Annotated in this window: 15 protein-coding genes and 3 rRNA genes; 8 read left to right on the top strand and 10 right to left on the bottom strand. The window is 71.4% G+C overall.

The annotated features are described in order from the left end of the window. Position 1: 1 nt before the first annotated feature. The 5 genes from rrf to QOZ88_RS18935 form a co-directional block, all read right to left on the bottom strand. Positions 2-118 (bottom strand): 5S ribosomal RNA (gene rrf / locus QOZ88_RS18915). A 120-nt stretch (positions 119-238) separates the two neighbouring features. Continuing rightward, a 23S ribosomal RNA gene (locus QOZ88_RS18920) occupies positions 239-3,369 on the bottom strand. Between the two features lie 488 nt (positions 3,370-3,857). Further along, positions 3,858-5,374: ribosomal RNA gene (locus QOZ88_RS18925) — 16S ribosomal RNA — on the bottom strand. Together the 16S, 23S and 5S rRNA genes form the textbook arrangement of a ribosomal RNA operon. A 385-nt stretch (positions 5,375-5,759) precedes the next feature. Continuing rightward, positions 5,760-6,389: an alpha-ketoglutarate-dependent dioxygenase AlkB gene (locus QOZ88_RS18930; RefSeq protein ID WP_306001262.1), complete on the bottom strand. Its 630-nt coding sequence runs from the start codon at positions 6,387-6,389 to the stop codon at positions 5,760-5,762. A gap of 157 nt (positions 6,390-6,546) precedes the next feature. Next, on the bottom strand, positions 6,547-8,769 hold the full coding sequence (locus QOZ88_RS18935; RefSeq protein WP_306001263.1) for a RecQ family ATP-dependent DNA helicase: 2,223 nt from the start codon (positions 8,767-8,769) through the stop codon (positions 6,547-6,549). Positions 8,770-8,849: 80 nt separating this feature from the next. Between QOZ88_RS18935 and QOZ88_RS18940 the strand changes: the two genes are divergently transcribed. Further along, a complete protein-coding gene (locus tag QOZ88_RS18940; protein ID WP_306001264.1) occupies positions 8,850-9,695 on the top strand; it encodes a PHP domain-containing protein in 846 nt (281 codons plus the stop codon). Positions 9,696-9,698: 3 nt separating this feature from the next. On the opposite strand, the gene QOZ88_RS18945 is transcribed toward QOZ88_RS18940, so the two are convergent. Further along, a complete protein-coding gene (locus QOZ88_RS18945) occupies positions 9,699-10,868 on the bottom strand; it encodes a benzoate/H(+) symporter BenE family transporter (protein WP_306001265.1) in 1,170 nt (389 codons plus the stop codon). A 104-nt stretch (positions 10,869-10,972) separates the two neighbouring features. Between QOZ88_RS18945 and QOZ88_RS18950 the strand changes: the two genes are divergently transcribed. The 3 genes from QOZ88_RS18950 to QOZ88_RS18960 are packed head-to-tail and all read left to right on the top strand — an operon-like array spanning position 10,973 to position 13,648. Next, positions 10,973-11,506, top strand: coding sequence for a GNAT family N-acetyltransferase (locus QOZ88_RS18950; protein ID WP_306001266.1), 534 nt, complete (start codon positions 10,973-10,975; stop codon positions 11,504-11,506). A gap of 55 nt (positions 11,507-11,561) precedes the next feature. Beyond that, the gene (locus tag QOZ88_RS18955; protein WP_306001267.1) at positions 11,562-12,533 is read left to right on the top strand and encodes a carbamate kinase; all 972 of its coding nucleotides are present in this window, start codon (positions 11,562-11,564) and stop codon (positions 12,531-12,533) included. Positions 12,534-12,544: 11 nt separating this feature from the next. After that, positions 12,545-13,648, top strand: coding sequence for a barbiturase (locus tag QOZ88_RS18960; RefSeq protein ID WP_306001268.1), 1,104 nt, complete (start codon positions 12,545-12,547; stop codon positions 13,646-13,648). Between the two features lie 82 nt (positions 13,649-13,730). Here QOZ88_RS18960 and QOZ88_RS18965 read toward each other — a convergent pair whose 3' ends face one another. Both QOZ88_RS18965 and QOZ88_RS18970 read right to left on the bottom strand, forming a co-directional pair. Next, positions 13,731-15,452: a signal peptidase I gene (locus tag QOZ88_RS18965; RefSeq protein ID WP_306001269.1), complete on the bottom strand. Its 1,722-nt coding sequence runs from the start codon at positions 15,450-15,452 to the stop codon at positions 13,731-13,733. A gap of 67 nt (positions 15,453-15,519) precedes the next feature. Beyond that, positions 15,520-15,909, bottom strand: coding sequence for a hypothetical protein (locus QOZ88_RS18970; RefSeq protein WP_306001270.1), 390 nt, complete (start codon positions 15,907-15,909; stop codon positions 15,520-15,522). A gap of 422 nt (positions 15,910-16,331) precedes the next feature. On the opposite strand from QOZ88_RS18970, the gene QOZ88_RS18975 reads away from it, so the two are divergent. The 3 genes from QOZ88_RS18975 (at position 16,332) to QOZ88_RS18985 (ending at position 19,738) form a co-directional block, all read left to right on the top strand. Continuing rightward, positions 16,332-17,477 carry a Cache 3/Cache 2 fusion domain-containing protein gene (locus tag QOZ88_RS18975; RefSeq protein WP_306001271.1) on the top strand — a complete coding sequence of 382 codons (1,146 nt, stop codon included), beginning with the start codon at positions 16,332-16,334 and terminating at the stop codon, positions 17,475-17,477. Positions 17,478-17,567: 90 nt separating this feature from the next. Beyond that, positions 17,568-18,659 (top strand): PP2C family protein-serine/threonine phosphatase, encoded by a 1,092-nt coding sequence (locus QOZ88_RS18980; protein ID WP_306001272.1) that lies wholly within the window; start codon positions 17,568-17,570, stop codon positions 18,657-18,659. Between the two features lie 113 nt (positions 18,660-18,772). Further along, the gene (locus QOZ88_RS18985) at positions 18,773-19,738 is read left to right on the top strand and encodes a tripartite tricarboxylate transporter substrate binding protein (protein ID WP_306001273.1); all 966 of its coding nucleotides are present in this window, start codon (positions 18,773-18,775) and stop codon (positions 19,736-19,738) included. 15 nt (positions 19,739-19,753) lie between these two features. Here QOZ88_RS18985 and QOZ88_RS18990 read toward each other — a convergent pair whose 3' ends face one another. Continuing rightward, positions 19,754-21,508 carry a SpoIIE family protein phosphatase gene (locus tag QOZ88_RS18990; RefSeq protein WP_306001274.1) on the bottom strand — a complete coding sequence of 585 codons (1,755 nt, stop codon included), beginning with the start codon at positions 21,506-21,508 and terminating at the stop codon, positions 19,754-19,756. Positions 21,509-21,712: 204 nt separating this feature from the next. Continuing rightward, positions 21,713-22,315: a 30S ribosomal protein S4 gene (gene rpsD / locus QOZ88_RS18995; protein WP_306001275.1), complete on the bottom strand. Its 603-nt coding sequence runs from the start codon at positions 22,313-22,315 to the stop codon at positions 21,713-21,715. A 63-nt stretch (positions 22,316-22,378) separates the two neighbouring features. Between rpsD and QOZ88_RS19000 the strand changes: the two genes are divergently transcribed. Continuing rightward, the gene (locus tag QOZ88_RS19000) at positions 22,379-23,134 is read left to right on the top strand and encodes a DUF2470 domain-containing protein (protein WP_306001276.1); all 756 of its coding nucleotides are present in this window, start codon (positions 22,379-22,381) and stop codon (positions 23,132-23,134) included. The last annotated feature ends 90 nt before the right edge of the window (positions 23,135-23,224 follow it).

Below are 23,224 nucleotides of genomic sequence, written 5' to 3' on the forward strand. Positions count from 1 at the left end.
TGTCCGGCGGCGTCCTACTCTCCCACCCCGTCTCCAGGGCAGTACCATCGGCGCTGAGAGGCTTAGCTTCCGGGTTCGGAATGTTGCCGGGCGTTTCCCTCTCGCCATGGCCGCCGTAACTCTGTGAACTTCGAACTTCCCCGGCGGGGGGGCTGGTTCGTGCGTTCAGAACCGCACAGTGGACGCGACAATCTTCGTTGATGACTTGGTACACAGGGCCCTCGTGGAGGAGGTGTGTGTGGTCAAGCCCTCGGCCTGTTAGTACCGGTCAGCTCCACACCTTGCGGTGCTTCCACTTCCGGCCTATCAACCCGCTGGTCTGGGCGGGGGCCTTACCCGGTTGACCCGGTGAGAGACCTCATCTTGAAGCGAGCTTCCCGCTTAGATGCTTTCAGCGGTTATCCCTGCCGAACGTAGCCAACCAGCAGTGCACCTGGCGGTACAACTGGCACACCAGAGGTTCGTCCGTCCCGGTCCTCTCGTACTAGGGACAGCTCTTCTCAAGTCTCTTACGCGCACGGCGGATAGGGACCGAACTGTCTCACGACGTTCTAAACCCAGCTCGCGTACCGCTTTAATGGGCGAACAGCCCAACCCTTGGGACCTACTCCAGCCCCAGGATGCGACGAGCCGACATCGAGGTGCCAAACCATCCCGTCGATATGGACTCTTGGGGAAGATCAGCCTGTTATCCCCGGGGTACCTTTTATCCGTTGAGCGACACCGCTTCCACATGCCGGTGCCGGGTCACTAGTCCCAGCTTTCGCTCCTGCTCGACCCGTCGGTCTCGCAGTCAAGCTCCCTTGTGCACTTGCACTCGACACCTGATTGCCAACCAGGCTGAGGGAACCTTTGGGCGCCTCCGTTACATTTTGGGAGGCAACCGCCCCAGTTAAACTACCCACCTGACACTGTCCCTGATCCGGATCACGGACCGAGGTTAGACATCCAATTCGACCAGAGTGGTATTTCAACGGCGACTCCACGAACACTGGCGTGCCCGCTTCGCAGTCTCCCACCTATCCTACACAAGCCGAACCGAACACCAATATCAAGCTATAGTAAAGGTCCCGGGGTCTTTCCGTCCTGCCGCGCGTAACGAGCATCTTTACTCGTAGTGCAATTTCGCCGAGCCTGTGGTTGAGACAGCTGAGAAGTCGTTACGCCATTCGTGCAGGTCGGAACTTACCCGACAAGGAATTTCGCTACCTTAGGATGGTTATAGTTACCACCGCCGTTTACTGGCGCTTGAGTTCTGAGCTTCGCCTTGCGGCTAACCCGTCCCCTTAACGTTCCAGCACCGGGCAGGCGTCAGTCCGTATACATCGTCTTACGACTTCGCACGGACCTGTGTTTTTAGTAAACAGTCGCTTCTCACTGGTCTCTGCGACCCCCTCCCGCTGCCCCACGCTAGGTGGTTCACGGGCTGGGGCCCCCCTTCTCCCGAAGTTACGGGGGCATTTTGCCGAGTTCCTTAACCACAGTTCGCTCGATCGCCTCGGTATTCTCTACCTGACCACCTGAGTTGGTTTGGGGTACGGGCCGCTCGGAACTCGCTAGAGGCTTTTCTCGGCAGCATAGGATCATCCAATTCGCCTCAATCGGCTATGCGTCGGGCCTCACCCTCATGTCCGACGGATTTACCTATCGGACGGGCCACACCCTTGCACCGGTACTACCACTCACCGGTAGGACTACCTTCCTGCGTCACCCCATCGCTTGCCTACTACCAGTCCGGGTCCCCAGCTTCCCCGGTTCACCTCACAAGGAGGCTCCCCGGCGTCGGTGGGTCAGCATCGCTGGGTTCAGCATGGGCGTTCCTTCGCGGGTACGGGAATATCAACCCGTTGTCCATCGACTACGCCTGTCGGCCTCGCCTTAGGTCCCGACTCACCCTGGGCGGATTAGCCTGGCCCAGGAACCCTTGGTCTTCCGGCGGGGGAGGTTCTCACTCCCCTCTCGCTACTCATGCCTGCATTCTCACTCGTGTGGCGTCCACGGCTGGATCACTCCGCCGCTTCCACCGCCACACGACGCTCCCCTACCCATCCACACACCTGGCCGGCACCCACGAAAGATGCCGGCGGGTTGTTGTGTGAATGCCACGGCTTCGGCGGTGTGCTTGAGCCCCGCTACATTGTCGGCGCGGAACCACTTGACCAGTGAGCTATTACGCACTCTTTCAAGGGTGGCTGCTTCTAAGCCAACCTCCTGGTTGTCTCTGCGATCCCACATCCTTTTCCACTTAGCACACGCTTAGGGGCCTTAGCCGATGATCTGGGCTGTTTCCCTCTCGACTACGAACCTTATCGCCCGCAGTCTCACTGCCACGCTCTCACTTACCGGCATTCGGAGTTTGGTTGACGTCAGTAACCTTGTGGGGCCCATCGGCCATCCAGTGCTCTACCTCCGGCAAGAAACACGTGACGCTGCACCTAAATGCATTTCGGGGAGAACCAGCTATCACCGAGTTTGATTGGCCTTTCACCCCTACCCACAGCTCATCCCCCAGGTTTTCAACCCTGGTGGGTTCGGTCCTCCACGCGGTCTTACCCGCGCTTCAACCTGGCCATGGGTAGATCACTCGGCTTCGGGTCTAGAGCACGCGACTGGAGATCGCCCTGTTCGGACTCGCTTTCGCTACGGCTACCCCACACGGGTTAACCTCGCCACGTACCGCTAACTCGCAGGCTCATTCTTCAAAAGGCACGCAATCACCCCCGCCACACGAAGTGGCATAAGGCTCTCACGGCTTGTAGGCACACGGTTTCAGGTACTATTTCACTCCCCTCCCGGGGTACTTTTCACCTTTCCCTCACGGTACTTGTCCGCTATCGGTCACCAGGGAGTATTCAGGCTTAGCGGGTGGTCCCGCCGGATTCACACCGAATTTCACGGGCTCGGTGCTACTTGGGAAACAAGTTCGGGAGGGACCGTGTTTTCGTGTACGGGGCTCTCACCCTCTACGGCGACCCTTTCCAGAGGCCTTCCACTAACACAGATCCTTTATGACTCCCCGCACCCCCGGCAGAGGATGCAGAACTGTCCCACGACCCCGACCACACAACGCCTGCCGGCTATCACATGCGATCGGTTTAGCCTCTTCCGCTTTCGCTCGCCACTACTCACGGAATCACTGTTGTTTTCTCTTCCTGTGGGTACTGAGATGTTTCACTTCCCCACGTTCCCTCCACACGCCCTATGTGTTCAGGCGCGGGTCACACCACATGACTGGTGCGGGGTTCCCCCATTCGGAAATCCTCGGATCAACGCTCGGTTGACAGCTCCCCGAGGCTTATCGCAGCCTCCTACGTCCTTCATCGGCTCCTGGTGCCCAGGCATCCACCGTGTGCCCTTAACAACTTGGCCACACAAAAATCCCGCCCCACACCCCCGGAAGGAAGCGTGCAGCGGGCCTACAACACTTGAAACTCTGCTACCAGAGTCAGAAGATGCTCGCGTCCACTGTGCAGTTCTCAACGTACGACCAGCCACCGCCTGCACCGACCCCGCCAGACCCGACCCCACCCACAGGCGGCGATCAGCGGTACGAGACCCAGACGGCCCTGACACGAGAAACCAGAACCAGAACCCCCCTTCACGGGGACCCCGGGTCCGCTCCCTCAGGACCCAACAGCGTGCCTACCACCAGCCACCCGACCCCACCCCGCTCCACGCACACACCAGATGTGTGCAGTACTAGGGGCAGCACCAGGCTGCCGGTGCGAACTGGTCAGCGTTCCACCCTCGAGCACCACCCCAGACACGACGCGACCCCCCGAGACTGAGGGGCCGTCACGGCCTGGGCGCGGCTCTGCACCACCCCCGCGAAGCGGAGGTAGTGAGATGCTCCTTAGAAAGGAGGTGATCCAGCCGCACCTTCCGGTACGGCTACCTTGTTACGACTTCGTCCCAATCGCCGATCCCGCCTTCGACGGCTCCCTCCACAGGGGTTGGGCCACCGGCTTCGGGCGTTACCGACTTTCGTGACGTGACGGGCGGTGTGTACAAGGCCCGGGAACGTATTCACCGCAGCGTTGCTGATCTGCGATTACTAGCGACTCCAACTTCATGGGGTCGAGTTGCAGACCCCAATCCGAACTGAGACCGGCTTTTTGGGATTCGCTCCACCTCGCGGTATCGCAGCCCTTTGTACCGGCCATTGTAGCATGTTTGCAGCCCTAGACATAAGGGGCATGATGATTTGACGTCATCCCCACCTTCCTCCGAGTTGACCCCGGCAGTCTCCTATGAGTCCCCACCATCACGTGCTGGCAACATAGAACGAGGGTTGCGCTCGTTGCGGGACTTAACCCAACATCTCACGACACGAGCTGACGACAACCATGCACCACCTGTGCACGGCCCTTACGGACCCCCCATCTCTGGAGGATTTCCGTGCATGTCAAGCCTAGGTAAGGTTCTTCGCGTTGCATCGAATTAAGCAACATGCTCCGCCGCTTGTGCGGGCCCCCGTCAATTCCTTTGAGTTTTAGCCTTGCGGCCGTACTCCCCAGGCGGGGCGCTTAATGCGTTAGCTGCGGCACGGAGACCGTGGAATGGCCCCCACACCTAGCGCCCAACGTTTACGGCGTGGACTACCAGGGTATCTAATCCTGTTCGCTCCCCACGCTTTCGCTCCTCAGCGTCAGTTTCGGCCCAGAGACCCGCCTTCGCCACCGGTGTTCCTCCTGATATCTGCGCATTTCACCGCTACACCAGGAATTCCAGTCTCCCCTGCCGAACTCAAGTCCGCCCGTATCGACTGCAGGCCTGAGGTTGAGCCTCAGGTTTTCACAGCCGACGCGACGAACCGCCTACGAGCTCTTTACGCCCAATAATTCCGGACAACGCTTGCACCCTACGTATTACCGCGGCTGCTGGCACGTAGTTGGCCGGTGCTTCTTCTGCAGGTACCGTCACTCTCGCTTCGTCCCTGCTGAAAGAGGTTTACAACCCGAAGGCCGTCATCCCCCACGCGGCGTCGCTGCGTCAGGCTTCCGCCCATTGCGCAATATTCCCCACTGCTGCCTCCCGTAGGAGTCTGGGCCGTGTCTCAGTCCCAGTGTGGCCGGTCACCCTCTCAGGCCGGCTACCCGTCGTCGCCTTGGTAGGCCACTACCCCACCAACAAGCTGATAGGCCGCGGGCCCATCCCCAGCCGATAAATCTTTCCACCACCAGACCATGCGGTCAGCGGTCATATCCGGTATTAGCCCCAATTTCTTGGAGTTATCCCAGAGCCAGGGGCAGGTTGCCCACGTGTTACTCACCCGTTCGCCACTGATCCCCACCGAAGCGGTTCACCGTTCGACTTGCATGTGTTAAGCACGCCGCCAGCGTTCGTCCTGAGCCAGGATCAAACTCTCCGTAGATGATTTGATACCGGCTGAGAACCGAGAGCTGACACTCTCGATATCAATCAACCAAAGGAATCCCAGCCGATCCGAAGACCGGCACGGGGTATTACTTGGCACTGACTTTCGGCACGCTGTTGAGTTCTCAAGGAGCGGACGCGCACGAATCCGGGCCAATTTCTTGGCCTTCGTTCGAGGCGATTTCCCCACTCTACACCGGGCTCCGCAGCAGCTCGGCCTCAGGGGCTCTGCCGGCGGTTTCCCGGGCCTCGCGGCCCGGTCCGTTCTCGCTCGGTGCAGGGAGAACAGTACACGCCCCCGGAGGGGGCCTGCAGGGGGGGTCCCCGGCCCCGTCCCGGGCACCGCCCCGAGCCTGCACGGGAGGCGGCGCGGGAGGTCCTTCTCAGGCGACGCCACGCGGGCGGAACTGGACGCTCACCCGCGGACCCACCGGCCTCGCCGTCTTGGGGATGCAGTGCTCCCACGTCCGCTGGCACGAGCCACCCATCACGACGAGGTCGCCATGCCCGAGGGGGAACCGCAGCGACTCCCCACCACCGGCCGGCCGCAGCAGCAGCGGCCGCGGGGACCCGAAGGAGACGATGGCCACCATGGTGTCCGCCGATCGCCCGCGGCCGATCCGGTCGCCGTGCCAGGCCACGCTGTCGCGCCCGTCCCGGTAGAGGCACATGCCCGCGGTGACGAAGAGTTCGCCGAGCTCCGGCAGGTAGTGGCGGTTCAGCTGCTCGCGCGCGTCGGTCAGCAGCCGGTGCGGGAGCTCCTCCTGGCCGGAGTACCAGCGGAGCAGCCGTGGTACGGCGACCTCGCGCTCGTACATCTGGCGGCGGTCCTCCCGCCAGCCGATGTCGCCGAGCAGCACGTCCAGCACCTCGTCGGAGCCGGTCACCCAGCCCGGCAGGTGGTCGACCCACGCGCCGGCGGAGAGCTCGTGCCGCGCGACGCGGCCGGCGAGGGGCGTGAGCGCGGCCTCCTCGGCCAGGTCCCAGATGGAGGGCTGGTGCGCGAGCTGCATGCCGGCACGCTACTCCGACTTTCCGCACATGTGTGCGAAAAGCTGTGGACAGCGGTCCCACCCCCGGACCACCTGGCGGGCCAGGTGAGCGCGCGAGGCGCGGGCGCAGTGCGCGGACCCGGTGGGCCTCACCCGTCGCCGACTCACGGATGGGCCGTCAGGCGGTGAGCGCCAGGGCGAACGGCAGGATCGACGCCGCCCCGGCCCGGCGCAGCTCCCGGCCGGCGACGGTCATGGTCCACCGCGAGTCGGCCAGGTCGTCGACGAGCAGCACCGGCCCCGAGACCTCCGCCAGCCGCGCGCGGAGCTCCGGTCCCACGACGATCCGGTCCCACACCGCGGCCAGCCGGAAAGCGCTGTTCCCCCCGGGCTGCCCGGTCGGCCCACCGTGCGCGAGGGAGAGCTCGCCGAGGTAGGGCAGCCGCCCCATGCGAGCCAGGCCCTGCGCGACGCCGCTCACCAGCTGCGGGCGGCGTCGCGACGGCATCGCCACCACCGCGGCCGGGCGCTCTGTCCAGTCCCAGGCGGCGAGCACCCGGCCGCAGGCCCGCAGCAGCTCCTCGTCGGGTGGCACGTCGGAGACCGAGCGCCGCACCGGGACCTCGAAGGCCGCGTCCGGGTCCTCCTCGATGCCCGGCGCCTCGAGGTCGAGCTCGACCACCCCGCCGACGCCGTCGTCCCCGAGCAGGCTGCGCAACCGCTGGCCCCAGCCCAGGTCGGTGAGCCGGGCCACCGCCCGGCCCGTCTGCAGCTGCTCCCCCGGCGGGATCTTCCCCTTCACGTCGACGCCCAGCCGGTCGGCGCCGGTCGGCCACATCGCGCGCGGCGCCAGCTCCACACCGGGCCGGTCCAGCGCGGCAGACGCCGCCTCGGACGCCGCCTCGGGCACGTCGGCCGCGTACCAGGGGCCCGCGCAGACGTCGCAGCGGCCGCAGGGGGACGCCGTCGGGTCGTCGAGCGCGGATTGCAGGAAGGCCATGCGGCACTCGGCCTCGTCGACGGGCTTGGCGTAGGTGAGCATCGCGCGCTGCTCGGCCTCGCGGGTGCGGGTGACGCGGGCGTAGCGGTCCGCGTCGTAGACCCACGGCTGCCCGGTGGACCGCCAGCCGCCCTGCACGCGCTCCACCGCGCCGTCGACGGCGAGCACCTTGAGCAGCAGCTCCAGGCGGGACCGGCGCACGTCGGCGACCGTCTCCAGGCGGGCGACCGACCAGGCCCTGCCGTCGGCCATCGCCGTCAGCACCGCGGCGGCGTGGTCCTCCCGCGGCATCGAGGAGGTGGCGAACCACTGCCAGATGGCGATGTCCTCCGGCCCGGGGAGCAGCAGCACGTCGGCGTGCTCGACGGCGCGCCCGGCACGGCCGACCTGCTGGTAGTAGCTGACCGGGGAGGACGGCGCCCCCAGGTGGACGACGAAACCCAGGTCGGGCTTGTCGAAGCCCATGCCGAGGGCCGAGGTGGCGACCAGCGCCTTCACCTCGTTGCCCCGCAACGCCTCCTCGGCGTCCTTGCGGTCGGCGTCGTCGAGGCGGCCGGTGTAGGCGCGTACCTCGTGGCCGGCGTCGCGCAGCAGGTTCGCCGTCTCCTCCGCCGCCGCGACGGTGAGCGTGTAGACGATGCCGCTGCCCGGCAGGTCGCCGAGGTGGGCGGCCAGCCAGGCCAGCCGCGCCCGGTCCGACGGCAGCCGGAGCACCCCCAGCCGCAGCGAGTCGCGGGAGAGCGGGCCGCGGACCGTCGTCACCTCGACGCCACCGGCGCCCAGTTGCTCGGCGACGTCGGCGACCACCCGCTCGTTCGCCGTCGCCGTCGTCGCCAGCACGGGGGTGCCGTCGGGAAGGGTGCCCAGCAGGTCGCGGATGCGGCGGTAGTCGGGGCGGAAGTCGTGCCCCCAGTCGGAGACGCAGTGCGCCTCGTCGACGACCACCAGGCCGCACCGGGCGACCAGCCCGGGCAGCTGCTCCTCGCGGAACCGCGGGTTGGTGAGCCGCTCGGGCGAGACGAGCAGGACGTCGACGTCGTCGGCGGCCAGGCGGGCCGCGATGTCGTCCCACTCGGTCATGTTGGCGCTGGAGATCTCGACCGCGCGGATGCCGGCGCGGGCCGCGGCGGCCACCTGGTCGCGCATCAGCGCCAGCAGCGGCGACACGAGCAGCGTCGGGCCCGCGCCGCGGCGGCGGAGCAGGGCGGTGGAGACGAAGTAGACGGCGGACTTGCCCCAGCCGGTGCGCTGGACGACCAGCGCCCGCTGGGAGCGCTCGACCAGCGCGGCGACGGCGGCGTCCTGCCCCTCGCGGAAGACGGCGTCGGGGCGGCCGGTCAGCTCCCGGAGGATCTCCAGGGCCTCGTCGGCGATCGAGGACGGCGGTGCGGCGGTGCTCATGCCGACGACAGTAGGCACGGGCAGGGACGGAACGGGTGGCCGCGCGGCACCTGGGGACGGCGGGGGAGAATCCACAGGCGATGGCACTCGAGAGGGCACACCAGGGGCAACTGCCGCCCGACAACCACGTGCACACCCACTGGTCGTGGGACACACCCGACTCCTCGACCATGCGCAAGGCCTGCGAGCGGGCGATCGCCCAGGGGCTGCCGGCGATCGCGTTCACCGAGCACCTGGACTTCACCGTGTGGCACGACGAGGACCGGGCCACCGAGGAGGGGCTGGTCGACCGCTACCCGGCCCACCAGCTGCCCATCGACGTCGAGGGGTACGTCGCGGAGCTGGCCGAGGTCCGCGGCCGGTTCCCGGAGCTGCGCATCTGGTCGGGGATCGAGACGGGCGAGCCGCACCTGTTCGCTGCGAGCATCGCCAGGCACCTCGAGGACTCCCCGGTCGACCGGATCCTGGGCTCGCTGCACTCGCTCTCCGACGAGGGCCGGCTGGTCGGGGTGGGGCGGCTGCTGCACGTCGACGCCGACGCGACGATGCGCCGCTACCTCGGCGAGATGGTCGGGATGATCGAGAGCAGCGACGTCTTCCAGGTGCTGGCCCACGTGGACTTCCCGCGGCGGTACTGGCCCGGCGGCAGCCACCGGTACGTGGAGAAGGACTACGAGGAGGAGTACCGGGCGGTGTTCCGGGCGCTCGCCGGCAGCGGCCGGGCGCTGGAGATCAACACCAGCAGCCCGCTCGCCTCCGCCGACCAGGTGCGCTGGTTCCGCGAGGAGAGCGGCGAGGCGGTCAGCTTCGGCAGCGACGCCCACGCGCCCACGGCCGTCGGGCAGAAGTTCGACCTGGCCGCCGCCGTCGCCGAGGCCGCCGGCTTCCGGCCCGGACGCGACCGCTTCGACTTCTGGCGCCGCTGACCGTCAGGCCGGGGCGACGGCGGGCTGCGGCCGGTACCAGGCCCAGAACGCCAGGCCGACGACGAGCGACCAGAACGCCGATCCGATGCCGCCCACGGTGACGCCGCTGATCGCCACGAGGATGGTGGCGACGACGGGGATCCGGTCCTCCGGCCGCGCCAGCGCGCCGCTCAGGGAGGCCGCCAGCACGGGCCAGAGCGCCAGGCCGGCGGCCGCGGCGACGAAGCCGGCCGGGGCCGTGACCACCAGCGCGGCGACGGCGGCCGAGACGAGCGCGAAGCCGACGTAGGTCAGGCCGGCGGTGCGGGCGGCGAGGTAGCGGCGTGAGGGGTCGGGGTCCGCCTCGGGGCCGGCGGCGAGCGCCGCGCTGATGGCGGCCAGGTTGATCGCGTGCCCGCCGAACGGGGCGCCGAGCAGCGTGCCGGCGCCGGTGACGGCCATGGCCGACCGCCAGGGCGCCCGGTAGCCGTAGGCCGCCAGCACCGCCATGCCGGGCACGTTCTGCGAGGCCATGGTGACCAGGAACAGCGGCAGCGCGAGCCCGATCACTGCGGTCGAGCCCAAGGCCGGCGTCGTCCACTCGAGGACGGGGACCAGGGCGGCGGCGTCCACCCCGCCGTCGCGCCAGGCCAGCCAGCCGATGATGCCGAGGGTGACGGCGAACGCGGCCGGCACGGCCCAGCGGGGGGAGAAGCGCAGCAGGACCGCCCAGACCAGCACGACCGGGACCACCAGCCAGGGCATCTCCAGCGCGGACCGGACCGGCTGCAGGCAGAGCGGGACCAGGACGCCGGCCAGCATCGCCTGGGCAAGCACCGGCGGGATCGCGCCGATCGCGGACCCCAACCGGGGCCACGCCGCGGTGAGCAGGACGAGCGCGCCGACCAGCACGAAGGCGCCGACGGCCACCTCCCAGGACGGCGCGGAGGCGGTCGCGAGGAGGGCCGCACCGGGCGTGGACCAGGCGACGGTGATCGGCATCCGCGTCCGCTGGGCCAGCAGCACGGTGGCCACCCCCATCGCCATCGACAGCACGACCAGGCCCGAGGCCGCCTGCCCCGGGGTGGCGCCGACCGCGCGGAGCCCGGTGAGCACGACGGCGAAGGAGCTCAGGAAGCCGACGAGCGCGGTCACCAGCCCCGCGACGGTCGTCGACGAGGGGGCGGCGGGCACGGCGGGGGACGCTAGCGGAGCGGACCGGGGGCGCTCCGTCGACGCCGGGCCGAGGTGGCCGACCTCACGCCCGGCCCCGGCCCACCCGGCCTACGTTGCTGATCATGGCTGCCTCCGCTCCGACGACCCGGGACGCCACCGTGGCCGACGCCGCCGCCTGCGCGGCGATCTACGCGCCCTACGTCAGCGGCACCGCGATCACCTTCGAGACCGAGCCGCCGACCGCCGAGCAGATGGCCGGCCGGATCGTCGCGGCCCTGCGCACGCACGCGTGGCTGGTGCTGGAGGACGACGGCGTCGTCGTCGGGTACGCCTACGCCGGGCCGTACAAGGAGCGCGCGGCGTACCGGTGGTCGTGCGAGGTCAGCGTCTACCTGGTGCCGGATCGCGGGCGGCGCGGCGGCGGGCGCGCGCTCTACACCGCCCTGTTCGACCGGCTGGCCGCGCGCGGCTACCGGACCGCGATCGCCGGCATGACGCTGCCCAACGAGCCGAGCGAGGGGCTGCACGCGGCGATGGGCTTCGAACCGATCGGCACCTACCGGCGCATCGGCTGGAAGCACGGCCGGTGGCGGGACGTGCTGTGGGCGCAACGGCCGCTGGGCAGCTACGACGACCAGCCGGCCGAGCCGAGCTGACCCGGACCGGGGCAACTACTTCACCGCTAAGGGAAATGCGGCTAGGGTTCCCGGGGTGACGTCGAACCGCGTGGTGATCGCCCTCGGCGGCAACGCCATGACCGGCCCCGACGGCTCCGCGACACCCGAGGCACAGCGCGATGCGATCCGGGAGGCCGCCGGGCACGTCGCCGAGGTGGTCGCCGCCGGCGTGCAGGTGGTGCTCACCCACGGCAACGGCCCGCAGGTGGGCAACCTGCTGGTGAAGAACGAGCTCGCGGCGCACGAGGTGCCGCCGGTGCCGCTGGACTGGAACGTCGCCCAGACCCAGGCCACCATCGGCTTCACCGTGGCCGACGAGCTCGACGCCGCTCTCGCCGCGCGCGGCCTGCCGCAGCGCACCGCCGCCCTGGTCACCCGGACGCTCGTCGACGGCGACGACCCGCACTTCGCCGAGCCGTCCAAGCCGGTCGGCCGCTTCCTCCCCCGCGAGCGGGCGGAACGGTTCGTCTCGCTCGGGCAGATCTGGGAGGACCGCGGGGAGAAGGGCTGGCGGCGCGTCGTCGCCTCCCCGGAGCCGCTGTCCGTCGTCGACTCCCCCGCCATCCACGCCCTGGCCGCGGCCGGGTTCGTCGTCGTCTGCGCCGGCGGCGGCGGCATCCCCGTCGTCGACGACCACGTGGACGGGCACGCCCTGCGCGGCGTCGAGGCGGTCATCGACAAGGACCTGACCGCCGCGATCCTCGCCCGCGACGTCGAGGCCGACACCCTCGTGATCGCCACCGACGTCCCGAACGTCATGGTCGATTTCGGGACGCCGGCGCAGCGCCCGCTGGGCCGGGTGACCGTCGCCGAGGTCCGCGAGCTCGCCGCCGCGGGCCAGTTCGCCCGCGGCTCGATGGGCCCCAAGGTCGAGGCCGCCCTACGTTTCGTGGAGGGCTCCACCCCCGGCCACGCCCCGCCCCCGCGCGCCGTCATCACCTCGCTCGACCACATCGCCGACGCCGTCCGCGGCGACGACGCCGGCACCGTCCTCACCTCCTCCTGAAGGGAATCCGCATGCCCGCACCGATCGAGGTCCGCAAGGTCCCGCTGCACAACGTCAGCGACGCCTCCGAGCTCGCCAAGCTCATCGACGACGGCGTGATGGAGGCCGACCGCGTCGTCGCCGTCATCGGCAAGACCGAGGGCAACGGCGGGATCAACGACTACACGCGGATCATCGCCGACCGCGCCTTCCGCGAGGTGCTGCTCGAGAAGGGCAGCCGCTCCAAGGAGGAGGTCGGTGACATCCCGATCGTGTGGTCCGGCGGCACCGACGGCGTCATCAGCCCGCACGCGACGATCTTCGCCACGCTTCCCGAGGACGCCGTCGAGAAGACCGACGAGCCGCGGCTGACCGTGGGCTACGCGATGAGCGACGTCCTGCTGCCCGAGGACATCGGCCGGGTGGCGATGGTCGAGAAGGTCGCCGAGGGCGTGAAGAAGGCGATGGCGGCCGCGGGCATCACCGACCCGGCCGACGTGCACTACGTGCAGACCAAGACGCCGCTGCTGACGATCGACACGATCCGCGACGCCCACCAGCGCGGGGAGACGACGATCCTGGAGGAGCCGCACGGCTCGATGGACATCTCCAACGGCACGACGGCGCTGGGCATCGCGGTGGCGCTCGGCGAGATCGAGATGCCGACGCAGGAGCAGGTCATGCGCGACCTGTCCCTGTACTCCTCGGTCGCGTCCTGCTCGTCGGGCGTGGAGCTGGACCGGGCGCAGATCGTCGTCGTCGGCAACGCCCGCGGGCACGGCGGCAGCTACCGCGTCGGCCACTCGGTGATGAAGGATGCCCTCGACCAGGACGGCATCTGGAGCGCGATCCGCGACGCCGGCCTGGAGCTGCCCGAGCGCCCGCACCACACCGACCTGGGCGACCGGCTGGTCAACGTCTTCCTCAAGTGCGAGGCCTCGCCCGACGGCAAGGTGCGCGGGCGGCGCAACGCGATGCTCGACGACTCCGACGTCTCCTGGCACCGCCAGATCAAGGCGACCGTCGGCGGCGTCACCGCGTCGGTGACCGGTGATCCGGCGGTGTTCGTCTCGGTGGCCGCGGTGCACCAGGGCCCGTCCGGCGGCGGCCCGGTCGCCGCGATCGTCAAGGCGTAGCTCCCAGAACACGACTTCGGGGAAGCGGGGGTCCGGACGACGGTCCGGAGCCCTGCTTCCCCGAAGTCGTCCCCGGGAACGGTCAGGCCAGGAGGCCGCGGAGGCCGACCTGCGGGAGCGGTGCGGTGAGGTCCTCGTCCGGGACCGGCCGGCGCTCCCGGGACGGCACCGGCGGCCGCCCGCGGCGCTCGGCGCCGCCGGGGACCACGAAGCGGTAGGTGGCGTCCACGTCGCGGACGGCGAAGACGTCCTCGTCCGGGCCGGCGTGGTGCAGGACGACGGTGTCGAAGCGCTCGGCGACCCGGCGCAGCGAGTCGGCGTCGGAGACGTCGATGACGGTGCCGCCCGCGGCGAGCCCGTTGACCGGCACGATCCGGTCGGCGTGCCGCACGAGGAACTCGTCGGCGGCGTCGCCGCGGCCGGCCCGGCCGAGCACCGTCCCGACCGCGGCGACGAGCAGGGCGAGCGCCAGCACGGCGAGGACCGCACCGCGGGCCACCCCGATGGGGACCGACAGGGCCAGGACGTCGAACGAGCGGGGGCCGACCGTCGTCACCGGCACGGAGGTCGGGGTCAGCGTCCTCAGCACGGTCTCGGGGTCGCCGGCCAGGCGCAGGGCCGTCGGGTCGAGCGCGAAGTCCAGCCCGGCCGGGGAGCCCGCCTCGAACGCCGTGCCCCGCACGGTGCCGGAGAGCGCCACGGTGGGGGTGACGGTCAGCGTCGCGGTGCTGCCCGAGACGCCGACCTCGGCGTAGTGCCGGGCCAGCACCTCGGCGGCGCGGGCGGCGTCGACGTCGACCGACGCCGTCGCCACCCCGTCGGTGAAGCCGACGACGGGGCCGCTGCCCAGGTAGGTGCTCCAGCCGTCGGCGGCCTGCACGGTGACGTCGAGGCGCAGGGCGCCCTGGAGGCCGGCGAGGTCCGGGCCGGTGACGGTGTCCTCGTAGGAGACGGTCAGGCCGGTCGACAGCCGGGTCCACACGGTGTCCCCGGTCGCCACCGTCCCGTCGGGGTAGGTGGTGCCGCGCTCGGCGGTCCCGGCGTAGGAGAAGCGCCCCTGCTGGGTGACCGTGAGCGGCTCCTCGACCGTCTCGGTCCCGGGGACGACGACGAGGGCGCCGGCGCCGAGGGCGGCGACCAGCGCGACGGCCGCGGCGGTCAGCGCGACCTGGCGGGATCGTGCCCGCACGAGCACCGTCAGCGAACCGCGGGGCACCCGGGGCAGCTGCACCGAGGGCACGGAGAACGAGGGAACGGAGAACGACGGCAGGGAGACCGACGACAGGGAGACCGACGGCGTGCGCAGGGCGGGCAGCCGCCGGCGGAGCGCCCGGGCGCGGTGCCCGCCGCGCTTCCGGCGGCCCGCGGCGAGGACGAGGGCCGACGCGACACCCACGAGCGAGAGCACCGACGGCGAGCTGATCGCCTCCAGCGCCTTGCCGCCCTGGGGGATGCGGACGAACAGCCGGCCGAGGATCTCCTCCTGCGTGGGGCGGTCCTCGTCGAGCCAGTCGTTGTTGTCCCCCTGGGTCACGAAGCCCTCGGCGTCCGCGGCGACGATGCGGTGCATGACGACCGTGTCGAGCGACTCGCTCCGGTAGGCGACGACCTCGCCCACGGAGTAGGAGCCGGCCCTGCTCAGGACGGCGAGGTCGCCGGTCCGGAAACCCGGTTCCATGCTCGTGCCGAAGGTGTTGATGTAGGTGGTGCCGCCCCCGAGCGTGGATGGCCAGAACAACCACATGGTCGCCAGCGCCAGCGCGATGACTGCGCTGGCGCGGGCGACCTTGGACGTGGCTGTCATGGGAGAGGCACCTCACCACGGTCGGGTGGTGCGGAAGCTGCGCCGCACCACCCGTCCCGGCGTCGGATTACTGGGCGATCGTCAGCCCGATGGAGTTGAACGAGACCAGCGGCTGATCCGGGACGGAGCAGGTGACGGGCGAGATCGTGGTCCGTGTGCCGACGACGCAGCTGATGGGGGTCCCGACGACGGTGCCCGGGGCCGCGCCGGTGCGCAGCGTCAGGAAGGCCTGCATGCCGGTGATGTCCTCGGTGATCTCGAAGTTGATCGAGTCCACCAGGGACTTGTCGGCCGCGTCGAGCACGTAGGCGATGTCCGTAGCGGTGGCGCCGCTGACCGTGGCGGAGCCGTAGCCGGCAGTGCTCGGCGGAACGGTGTTGCTGGCGGTGAAGGCGGAGGTGGTGGCGGCGACGCCGGCGACCGCGACACCGGCGAGCAGAACGCGCGACAGGCGCATTGCAGTGGTCCTGTTCTCTCAGTGGCCCAGACCCGCCGGGATGCTGGTCACCCGGTCCACGTGCTGGCTGCGCCGAATCATTGACGCCCCTGTTCTCGGCACGGCCCCGCGCATTCTCAACTCCTGCCCCAAAAGAAGCTCGAGTCGCTGAGTCGACATTTCCGGGGCGGTCACCGAATGGCACCGGAATGGTCTCCGCCGGGCCGGATCAGCCACCGACCGGCGCGCCTTCCCCGGCCTCCTGCCGTGCGCCCTACGGTTCCGGGACGGCCCGCTCACGGGCCGGTCCGCCGATCAGCCGCAGGAGGGAACGGGTCGTGCGTCCGTCCACGTCGTCAGGTCCCGCTCCGCTTCCCCCCGCGACGCCGGCGGTCGTCCCGGCGCCCCGCGCACCCCGGCGCGCCGCCGAGCGGGACACCAGCATGGAGGATGCCGCCCGGCAGGCCGGCGTCCTCGCCCAGGCCTCGCGCGAGGTCTCCGACACCTCCGCGGAGGCCGCCGCTTCTCTCGCCGAGCTGCGCGCTGCGATCGGCGACATCTCCGCGAGCACCGGCCGGGCCTCGGCCGTCGCCGAGGAGGCGGTGCAGGACGCGCGGGCGGTCGACGAGCGGATCGCCGCGCTGCAGACCGCGAGCGAGTCGATCACCCAGTTCGTGCGGCTGATCAGCGCGATCAGCCAGCAGAGCCGCTTCCTCGCGCTGAACGCCTCCGTCGAGGCCGCCCGCGCCGGTGACCTCGGCCGCGGGTTCGCCGTCGTCGCCGACGAGGTCAAGGAGCTCGCCGACCGGACGGCGCAGGCCGCCCGCGACATCGACGCCCAGATCACGGCGGTGCAGCGGGAGACCCAGCACGCCGTCGAGGCGGTCCAGCGGATCACCGGCACGCTCGGCTCGATCGCCGAGGCGCAGGACACCATCGCCGCCGCGGTCGAGCAGCAGCGGGCGGCCACCGACCGCGTCGTGGAGAACGTCGAGCGCGCCGCCGGCGGCTCCGCCCGGATCAGCGAGGCCGTCGGGCAGCTGGCCGAGAGCCAGCGGGTGGTCTACGTCCGCCGGGCCCTGGCGGTGGCCGAGCAGCAGCTGGCCGACCTGGGCGGCGCGCGGCTCGGCGCGGGCCGGACCAGGCTGACCGTGCGCGACCAGACCACCGGGGCCACGCGCACGGCGGAGCTCCCCGACCTGCTGGTCGGCGGCCGGCCGCTGGAGCGCAGCGACGACCCCCGGCGCGCGGCCGTGCTGGTCGACGACGTGGTGCGCGAGGTCGGGGGCAGTTGCACGGTGTTCCAGCGCCTGGACGGCGACGGCGGCATGGTGCGCGTGGCGACGACGGTGCTGAACCCGGCCGGCCGGCGCAACGTCGGCACCGCGATCGGCCGCACGAACGCCGACGGCCGCCCGAATCCGGTGCTCGCGGCGGTCCTCGCCGGCGAGACCTACACCGGCGCCGCCACGGTGGCCGACCGGCCGTACTTCACCGCCTACACCGGGCTGCGGGACGACGCGGGGGCCCTGATCGGCATGCTCTACGTCGGGCTGCCGCTGGACGCCATGCCCGGAACGGGCGCCTGACCGCTCCCGCCGTGACCCGATCCACGGCCGCCGTCCTCTAGGTTGGGCCCCGGACGCGCCGCGTCACTGGGCGGGCACGAGGGGGATGCGGTGAAGCGGTCACGGCGCGTGAACGCCGCGCTGCCGGCCCTCGTGCTGCTGCTCGTCGTGATCGCCGAGGTCGTCAGCGGCCGCGGCCAGGTGGTGCTCGGGCTCAGCGTCATCGCACCGCTCGCCTCGGCCACCTTCCTGGGCCGGCGGACCACGGTCGCCTACGCCGCGGCCGCGTTCGTCGTCGCCACCCTGCTGGGCCTCTACAGCCAGCAGTACACCGCCGAGACGGCGGTGGCGCAGACCATCCGCCTGATCGCCGTCGCCCTCGGCGGCGCGCTGGCCGTGGTCACCTGCCAGCTGCGGCTGCGCCGGGAAGCCCACGTCGCCCGGCTCGGCGCCGAGGCCGCGGCGACGCGGGCCGCCGTCCGGACCGGGGAGACGCTGCAGCGGGCCCTGCTGGGCGACATCCCGACCGTCCCGGGACTGGAGACCACCGCGCGCTACCTCCCCGGCGCCCGGGAGGCCCAGGTGGGCGGCGACTGGTACGACGCCTTCCCGCTGTCCGACGGGCGGACGATGCTGGTCATCGGCGACGTCGCCGGCCACGACGCCCCGGCGGCGGCCACCATGGCGCAGACCCGCGGCATGCTGCGCGCCCTGGCCCGGGTGGGGCACGGCTCCCCCGCCGCCGCGCTGACCGTGCTGGACGACGTCCTGGCAGGGCTGGGCCTGGAGACGCTGGTGACGGTCGCCGTGGCCACCATCGACCCGCGGGGTGCGGTGGACGGCGCGGTGCCGCTGCAGTGGTCCAACGCGGGGCACCCCCCGCCGGTGCTCGTGCGGGCCGACGGCCGGGTCGAGGTGCTGGAGCGGATGCCCGACCGGCTGCTGGGCGCCGGCCCCGGCGACGGGCCGGCGCGCACCGACCACGACCTGCTGCTGCACCGGGGCGACACGCTGCTGCTCTACACCGACGGGCTGGTCGAGCGCCGCGGCATGACCCTCGACGACGGCACGACCTGGCTGGTGCGGACGCTGCGGGAGCTCGGCCGGGAGCCCCTGGACCGCATGTGCGACGGGCTGCTCAGCGCCCTGGGCAGCCGGGGCGACGACGACATCGCGCTGCTGGTGGTGCGGCTCCCCACCTGACGGGCAGCGCGGATGCCGGGCCGGTCGGGATGCCGCACGATGAGCACACCGCCGGACACGGGCGGTGACCCGGTGCGACGGCGACGCCGCCGTCCCCCACATCAGGAGCTCCCATGCGATCTGCCCGCGTGCTCGTCGCCCTGCTCACCGCCACCGCGCTGACCGCCTGCGGCGGCGACGACCCCGGCCCGGGCGGGGGCGGCTTCCCGTCGGAGAGCGTCCGGCTGCTGGTCCCGTACACCGCGGGCGGCCCGACCGACATCGCGGCGCGCGCCCTGGCCGCGCACATGGAGGAGGAGCTGGGGGAGTCCGTCGTCGTCGAGAACCTCCCCGGGGCCTCGGGCGCCACCGCGTACCAGCAGCTGATCCAGGAGGAGGCCGACGGGCACACGCTCTCCATGACCGCGCTGCCGACCGCGGTGCTCAACTACCTGACCAACGACATCGGCTACACCCGCGAGGACTTCACCCCGATCGGCGTCGTCACGCGCGTGCCGTCGGGCATCGTGGTGCCGGCCGACTCGCCGCACCAGGACCTGGCGTCGCTGTTCGGCGCCGCGCAGGACGAACCCGGCTCGGTCACCGTGGGCACGCCGGGCGCCACCAACACCCACGCCGCCGAGGCGCGGCGGATCACCCAGCTCTACGACGTCCCGCTGACCGTCGTCCCGTTCGACGGCAACTCGGAGGTCCAGACGGCGCTGCTGGGCGGCAACGTGACCGCCGGCTTCCTCAACCTCTCGCAGGACGTGCTGCCGGCCGTCGAGTCCGGCGACCTGCGCGTCCTCGCCGTCGGCAGCGAGGAGCCGCTGCCCTACGTGGACGCCCCCACCTTCGTCGACGAGGGGTACCCCGAGCTCGTCCAGAGCACGACGACCTTCGGGGTCGTCGCGCCCGCCGGGCTCCCCGACGACGTGCGGCAGACGCTCGAGGACACGCTGCGCAGCGCGGCGGAGGAGGCGAGCGTGGTGGAGACGCTGGACGAGCGGTACGTACCCGAGGAGTTCATCGACGGCGAGGGCCTGGCCGAGCTGTTCACCGAGACCGAGGAGACCTTCCGCGGCGTCCTGGACGGGTGAGCGCGGGCGCGGTCGTCAGCTGCGGCGGACGAGCACGAAGGCGACGTCGTCGTCCGGGGCGTCGCCGAGCAGCCGCTCGGTGAGCTGCGCCTTCAGCTCCGCCGGGCCGAGGTGCCGGCCCTCGGCCAGCGCCGCCGCGGCCCGGCCGATGCCCTCGTCCATGGCCTCGTCCCGCCGTTCGACCAGGCCGTCGGTGTAGAGCAGGAGCGTGGAGCCGGCCGGGAGCACGACCTCGGCCTCGGGCCGGTCGAGCCCCTCGACCACCGCCAGGGGCAGGGAGGCGGCGTCCTCCAGCAGGCGGGTCCCGCCGTCGGCCTCGGCGAGGACCGCCGGCGGGTGACCCGCGCTGCTGTAGCGCAGCGACCCGGTGCGCGGATCGAGGACCGCGCAGAACACCGTGCTGACCGCGGCGCCGGGCACCATGGCGGCGAACCGGTCGAGCGCCTCGAGGGCGTGGGAGGGGGACCGGCTCTCCAGCAGCAGGGCGCGTCCGGCGCTGCGCAGCTGCCCCATCACCGCGGCGGCGGGCAGCCCGCGACCGACCACGTCGCCCACGACCACGCCGTAGCCGCCGCCGGGCAGGTCCACCACGTCGTACCAGTCGCCGCCCACCTCCAGGGTCCCGGCCGCCGGCTCGTAGTGGACGGCGAACCCCTCGGGCAGCACGGTGGGGCCGAGGACCGCGCGCTGCAGGGTGACGGCGACGTCGGTGAAGAACTGCGCCCGCGCCCGCTCGGACCGCGCCCGCTCCTCGGCCCGGCGGCGCTCGGCCGCGACCGCCTGCGCATCGGCGACGGTCGCGGCGACCTGCCCCGCGACCAGCGCCATGAAGACGCGGTAGTCGTCGTCCAGGGGGAGGTGGGGGCTGGCGCCCAGGACCAGGGCGCCGATCGGCCGCTCGGCGCCCGCGGCGGTGAGGGGCAGGACGACGGCGGTGTCGACGTCGACCTGCGCGGCGGGGCTCGCGCCGGCGATCGAGAACCCCGGCAGGAGCTCCGCCAGGCCGGTGACCGTCTGCGCCTCTCCCGTGGCCATCGCCCGGAACACCTGCTCGGGGACGTCGCCGGTGGCCGGCCCCCCGCGGACGGCGAGGCCCTGCCCGGCGACGAAGCGCGGCACCCCTGCGTCGTCGGCCAGGTAGACCAGACCGAACGGGCAGTCGGGCCGGGCGTCGGCGAGCAGCTCGAGCGCGGTGACGACCGCTTCGGTCGTGTCCCCGTGCGCGGCCCGCGGCAGGCTGCCCAGCCGCTGCAGGACGCCGAGCCGGCGGGCGGTGAGCACCCGGGACGTGGTCTCGACGACCGTGTCGAGCAGCCCGACCACCGCGCCGCCGGGCTCGACGACCGGGCTGTAGGCGAAGGTGAAGTAGGTCTCCTCGTCGTACCCGTGCCGGGTCATCACGAGCGGGAGGTCCTCGTCGTAGGTGGCACCGCCGGCGTAGACCTCGGCGATCATGGGCTCGATGTCGGCCCACACGTCGGGCCAGACGTCGGCCACCCGCTCGCCGAGGGCCGCGGGGTGCCGCCCACCCAGGATCGGCGCGTAGCCGTCGTTGTAGACCATGACCAGCTCGGGCCCCCACATGAGCAGCATGGGGAACCGGGAGTTCAGGCAGATGCTGACGGCGCTGCGCAGCGTCGGCGACCAGTCCTGCTGCGGCCCCAGCGGGGTGTCCGCCCAGTCGTGCTCGAGGACCATCCGCTGGAGCTCCGACCGGGGGTTCCCGGGGATCAGCTCCGCCAGTTGCCTGTTCAGCGCTGCGCTCCCCACCGGCCGGGCACGCCCCGCGCCGCCGATCCGGTGACCGTCCGCTCGTGCCGCGCGAATCCTCGCACCCGCACCCGCGGCAGGTGCATTGGGCACGACCGGGAGGCACCCCGCCGGGTCGCCCCTGCCGCGGATCGCCGGCCCCGGGGGCACGGACTCGTGGCCGCCGGCGCCGACGGCCACGAGTACACGGGGTTCGCGCGCTGCTCAGCGGGAGTAGTACTCCACGACCAGCTGCTCCTCGCAGACCACCGGCACCTCGTCGCGGCCCGGCGTCCGCTCGTAGCGGCAGACCAGGTCGGCCAGCCGCACCTCGAGGTAGGCCGGCGGCTCGGCGTGCGCCCCGGAGGCGGCGACGACGAACGGCTCCTTGGCCCGCGACTTCTCGGCGACCTGCACGAAGTCACCGGGCTGGAGCCGGTAGGAGGGGCGGTCGACGCGCTTGCCGTTGACCAGCACGTGCTGGTGGGTGACGAACTGGCGGGCCTGGTAGATCGTGCGGGCGAAGCCGGCCCGCAGCACGGTGGCGTCCAGCCGCGACTCGAGGTCCTGGATCAGCGCCTCACCGGTCTTCCCGCCGCTGCGCTTGGCGCGGTCGAAGGCGGCGCGCAGCTGGGTCTCGCTGATGTCGTACTGCGCGCGCAGCCGCTGCTTCTCCTTGAGGCGGGTGGAGTAGTCGCTGTCCTTGCGACGCTTCCGCCCGTGCTCGCCCGGCGGGTAGGGGCGGCGCTCGAAGTACTGGACGCACTTCGGCGTGAGCGGGATGCCCAGCGCGCGGCTGAGCCGGACCTTGGGACGGGGCGTGTTCACTCGGGACCTCCGGTTTGGTTAGGCTCACCTTACTACTCGCCCACGAGCACACCGAGGTGGTCCATGACGGCCGGCCCCACGCACTCGTCCGCGGCCGTCGACCGGCAGCCGCCGGCGGCCGAGCGCGCCCGCACGGTCGCGGCGCGCTCCGCCGCCGCCCTCCACGTGGCCGGGACCGGGTCCTGCTCGGTGCTCGCCGCGACGACGACGGCCGACGGCGACGTCCTGCTCGTCGTCCCCGCCGGCGGCGGCGTGACGACGGCGCTGCGCGGCTCCCCGCTGGGCGACGTCCCCGCGCGGCTGACCGTCGCCGACCGCGCCCCCTTCCCGCTGCGCCACCCGGTGCGGGGCCTGGTGCAGCTGACCGGCTGGCTGGTGCCCGTGGGCGAGCCGGACGTGCCGCAGCTGGTGCTCGACTTCGCCGACAGCTCGCCGGCGGACGTGCTCTTCGAGGTGGGCCTGGGCGCAGCGCTGGTGCGGCTGGACCTGGCCGAGGTCGAGCTCGAGGAGTCCGGCACCCGCGCCGAGGTGGACCCCGACGACTTCCGCGCCGCCCGGCCCGACGCCGTCAGCGCGGCGGAGACCGAGCTGATGTCCGCCCACCGGGTGCCGCTGGGCCGGCTGTGCACGCGGGTGCAGCACTGGGCGGGGCGGCACGACGACGTCCGGCTGCTGGGGCTGGACCGCTTCGGCGTCCGTTTCCGGGTGCAGGGCCGCGACGGCTGCTACGACCTGCGGGTGCCGTTCGCCGAGGCGCTGGACGGCGTCGGCGGGTTCGCCGCCGCCGTCGACCACCTGGTCAGCTGCGGCCCCGCCTGACCCATGCACGGCGCCGCACCCTCGGTGACGACACGCCGATCGGATTTCCCCGGTAACGCACCCTCACGGTCACCTCGCCCCGCTAACCTG

The organism is Blastococcus carthaginiensis, assembly GCF_030731085.1.
Lineage (GTDB): Bacteria > Actinomycetota > Actinomycetes > Mycobacteriales > Geodermatophilaceae > Blastococcus > Blastococcus carthaginiensis.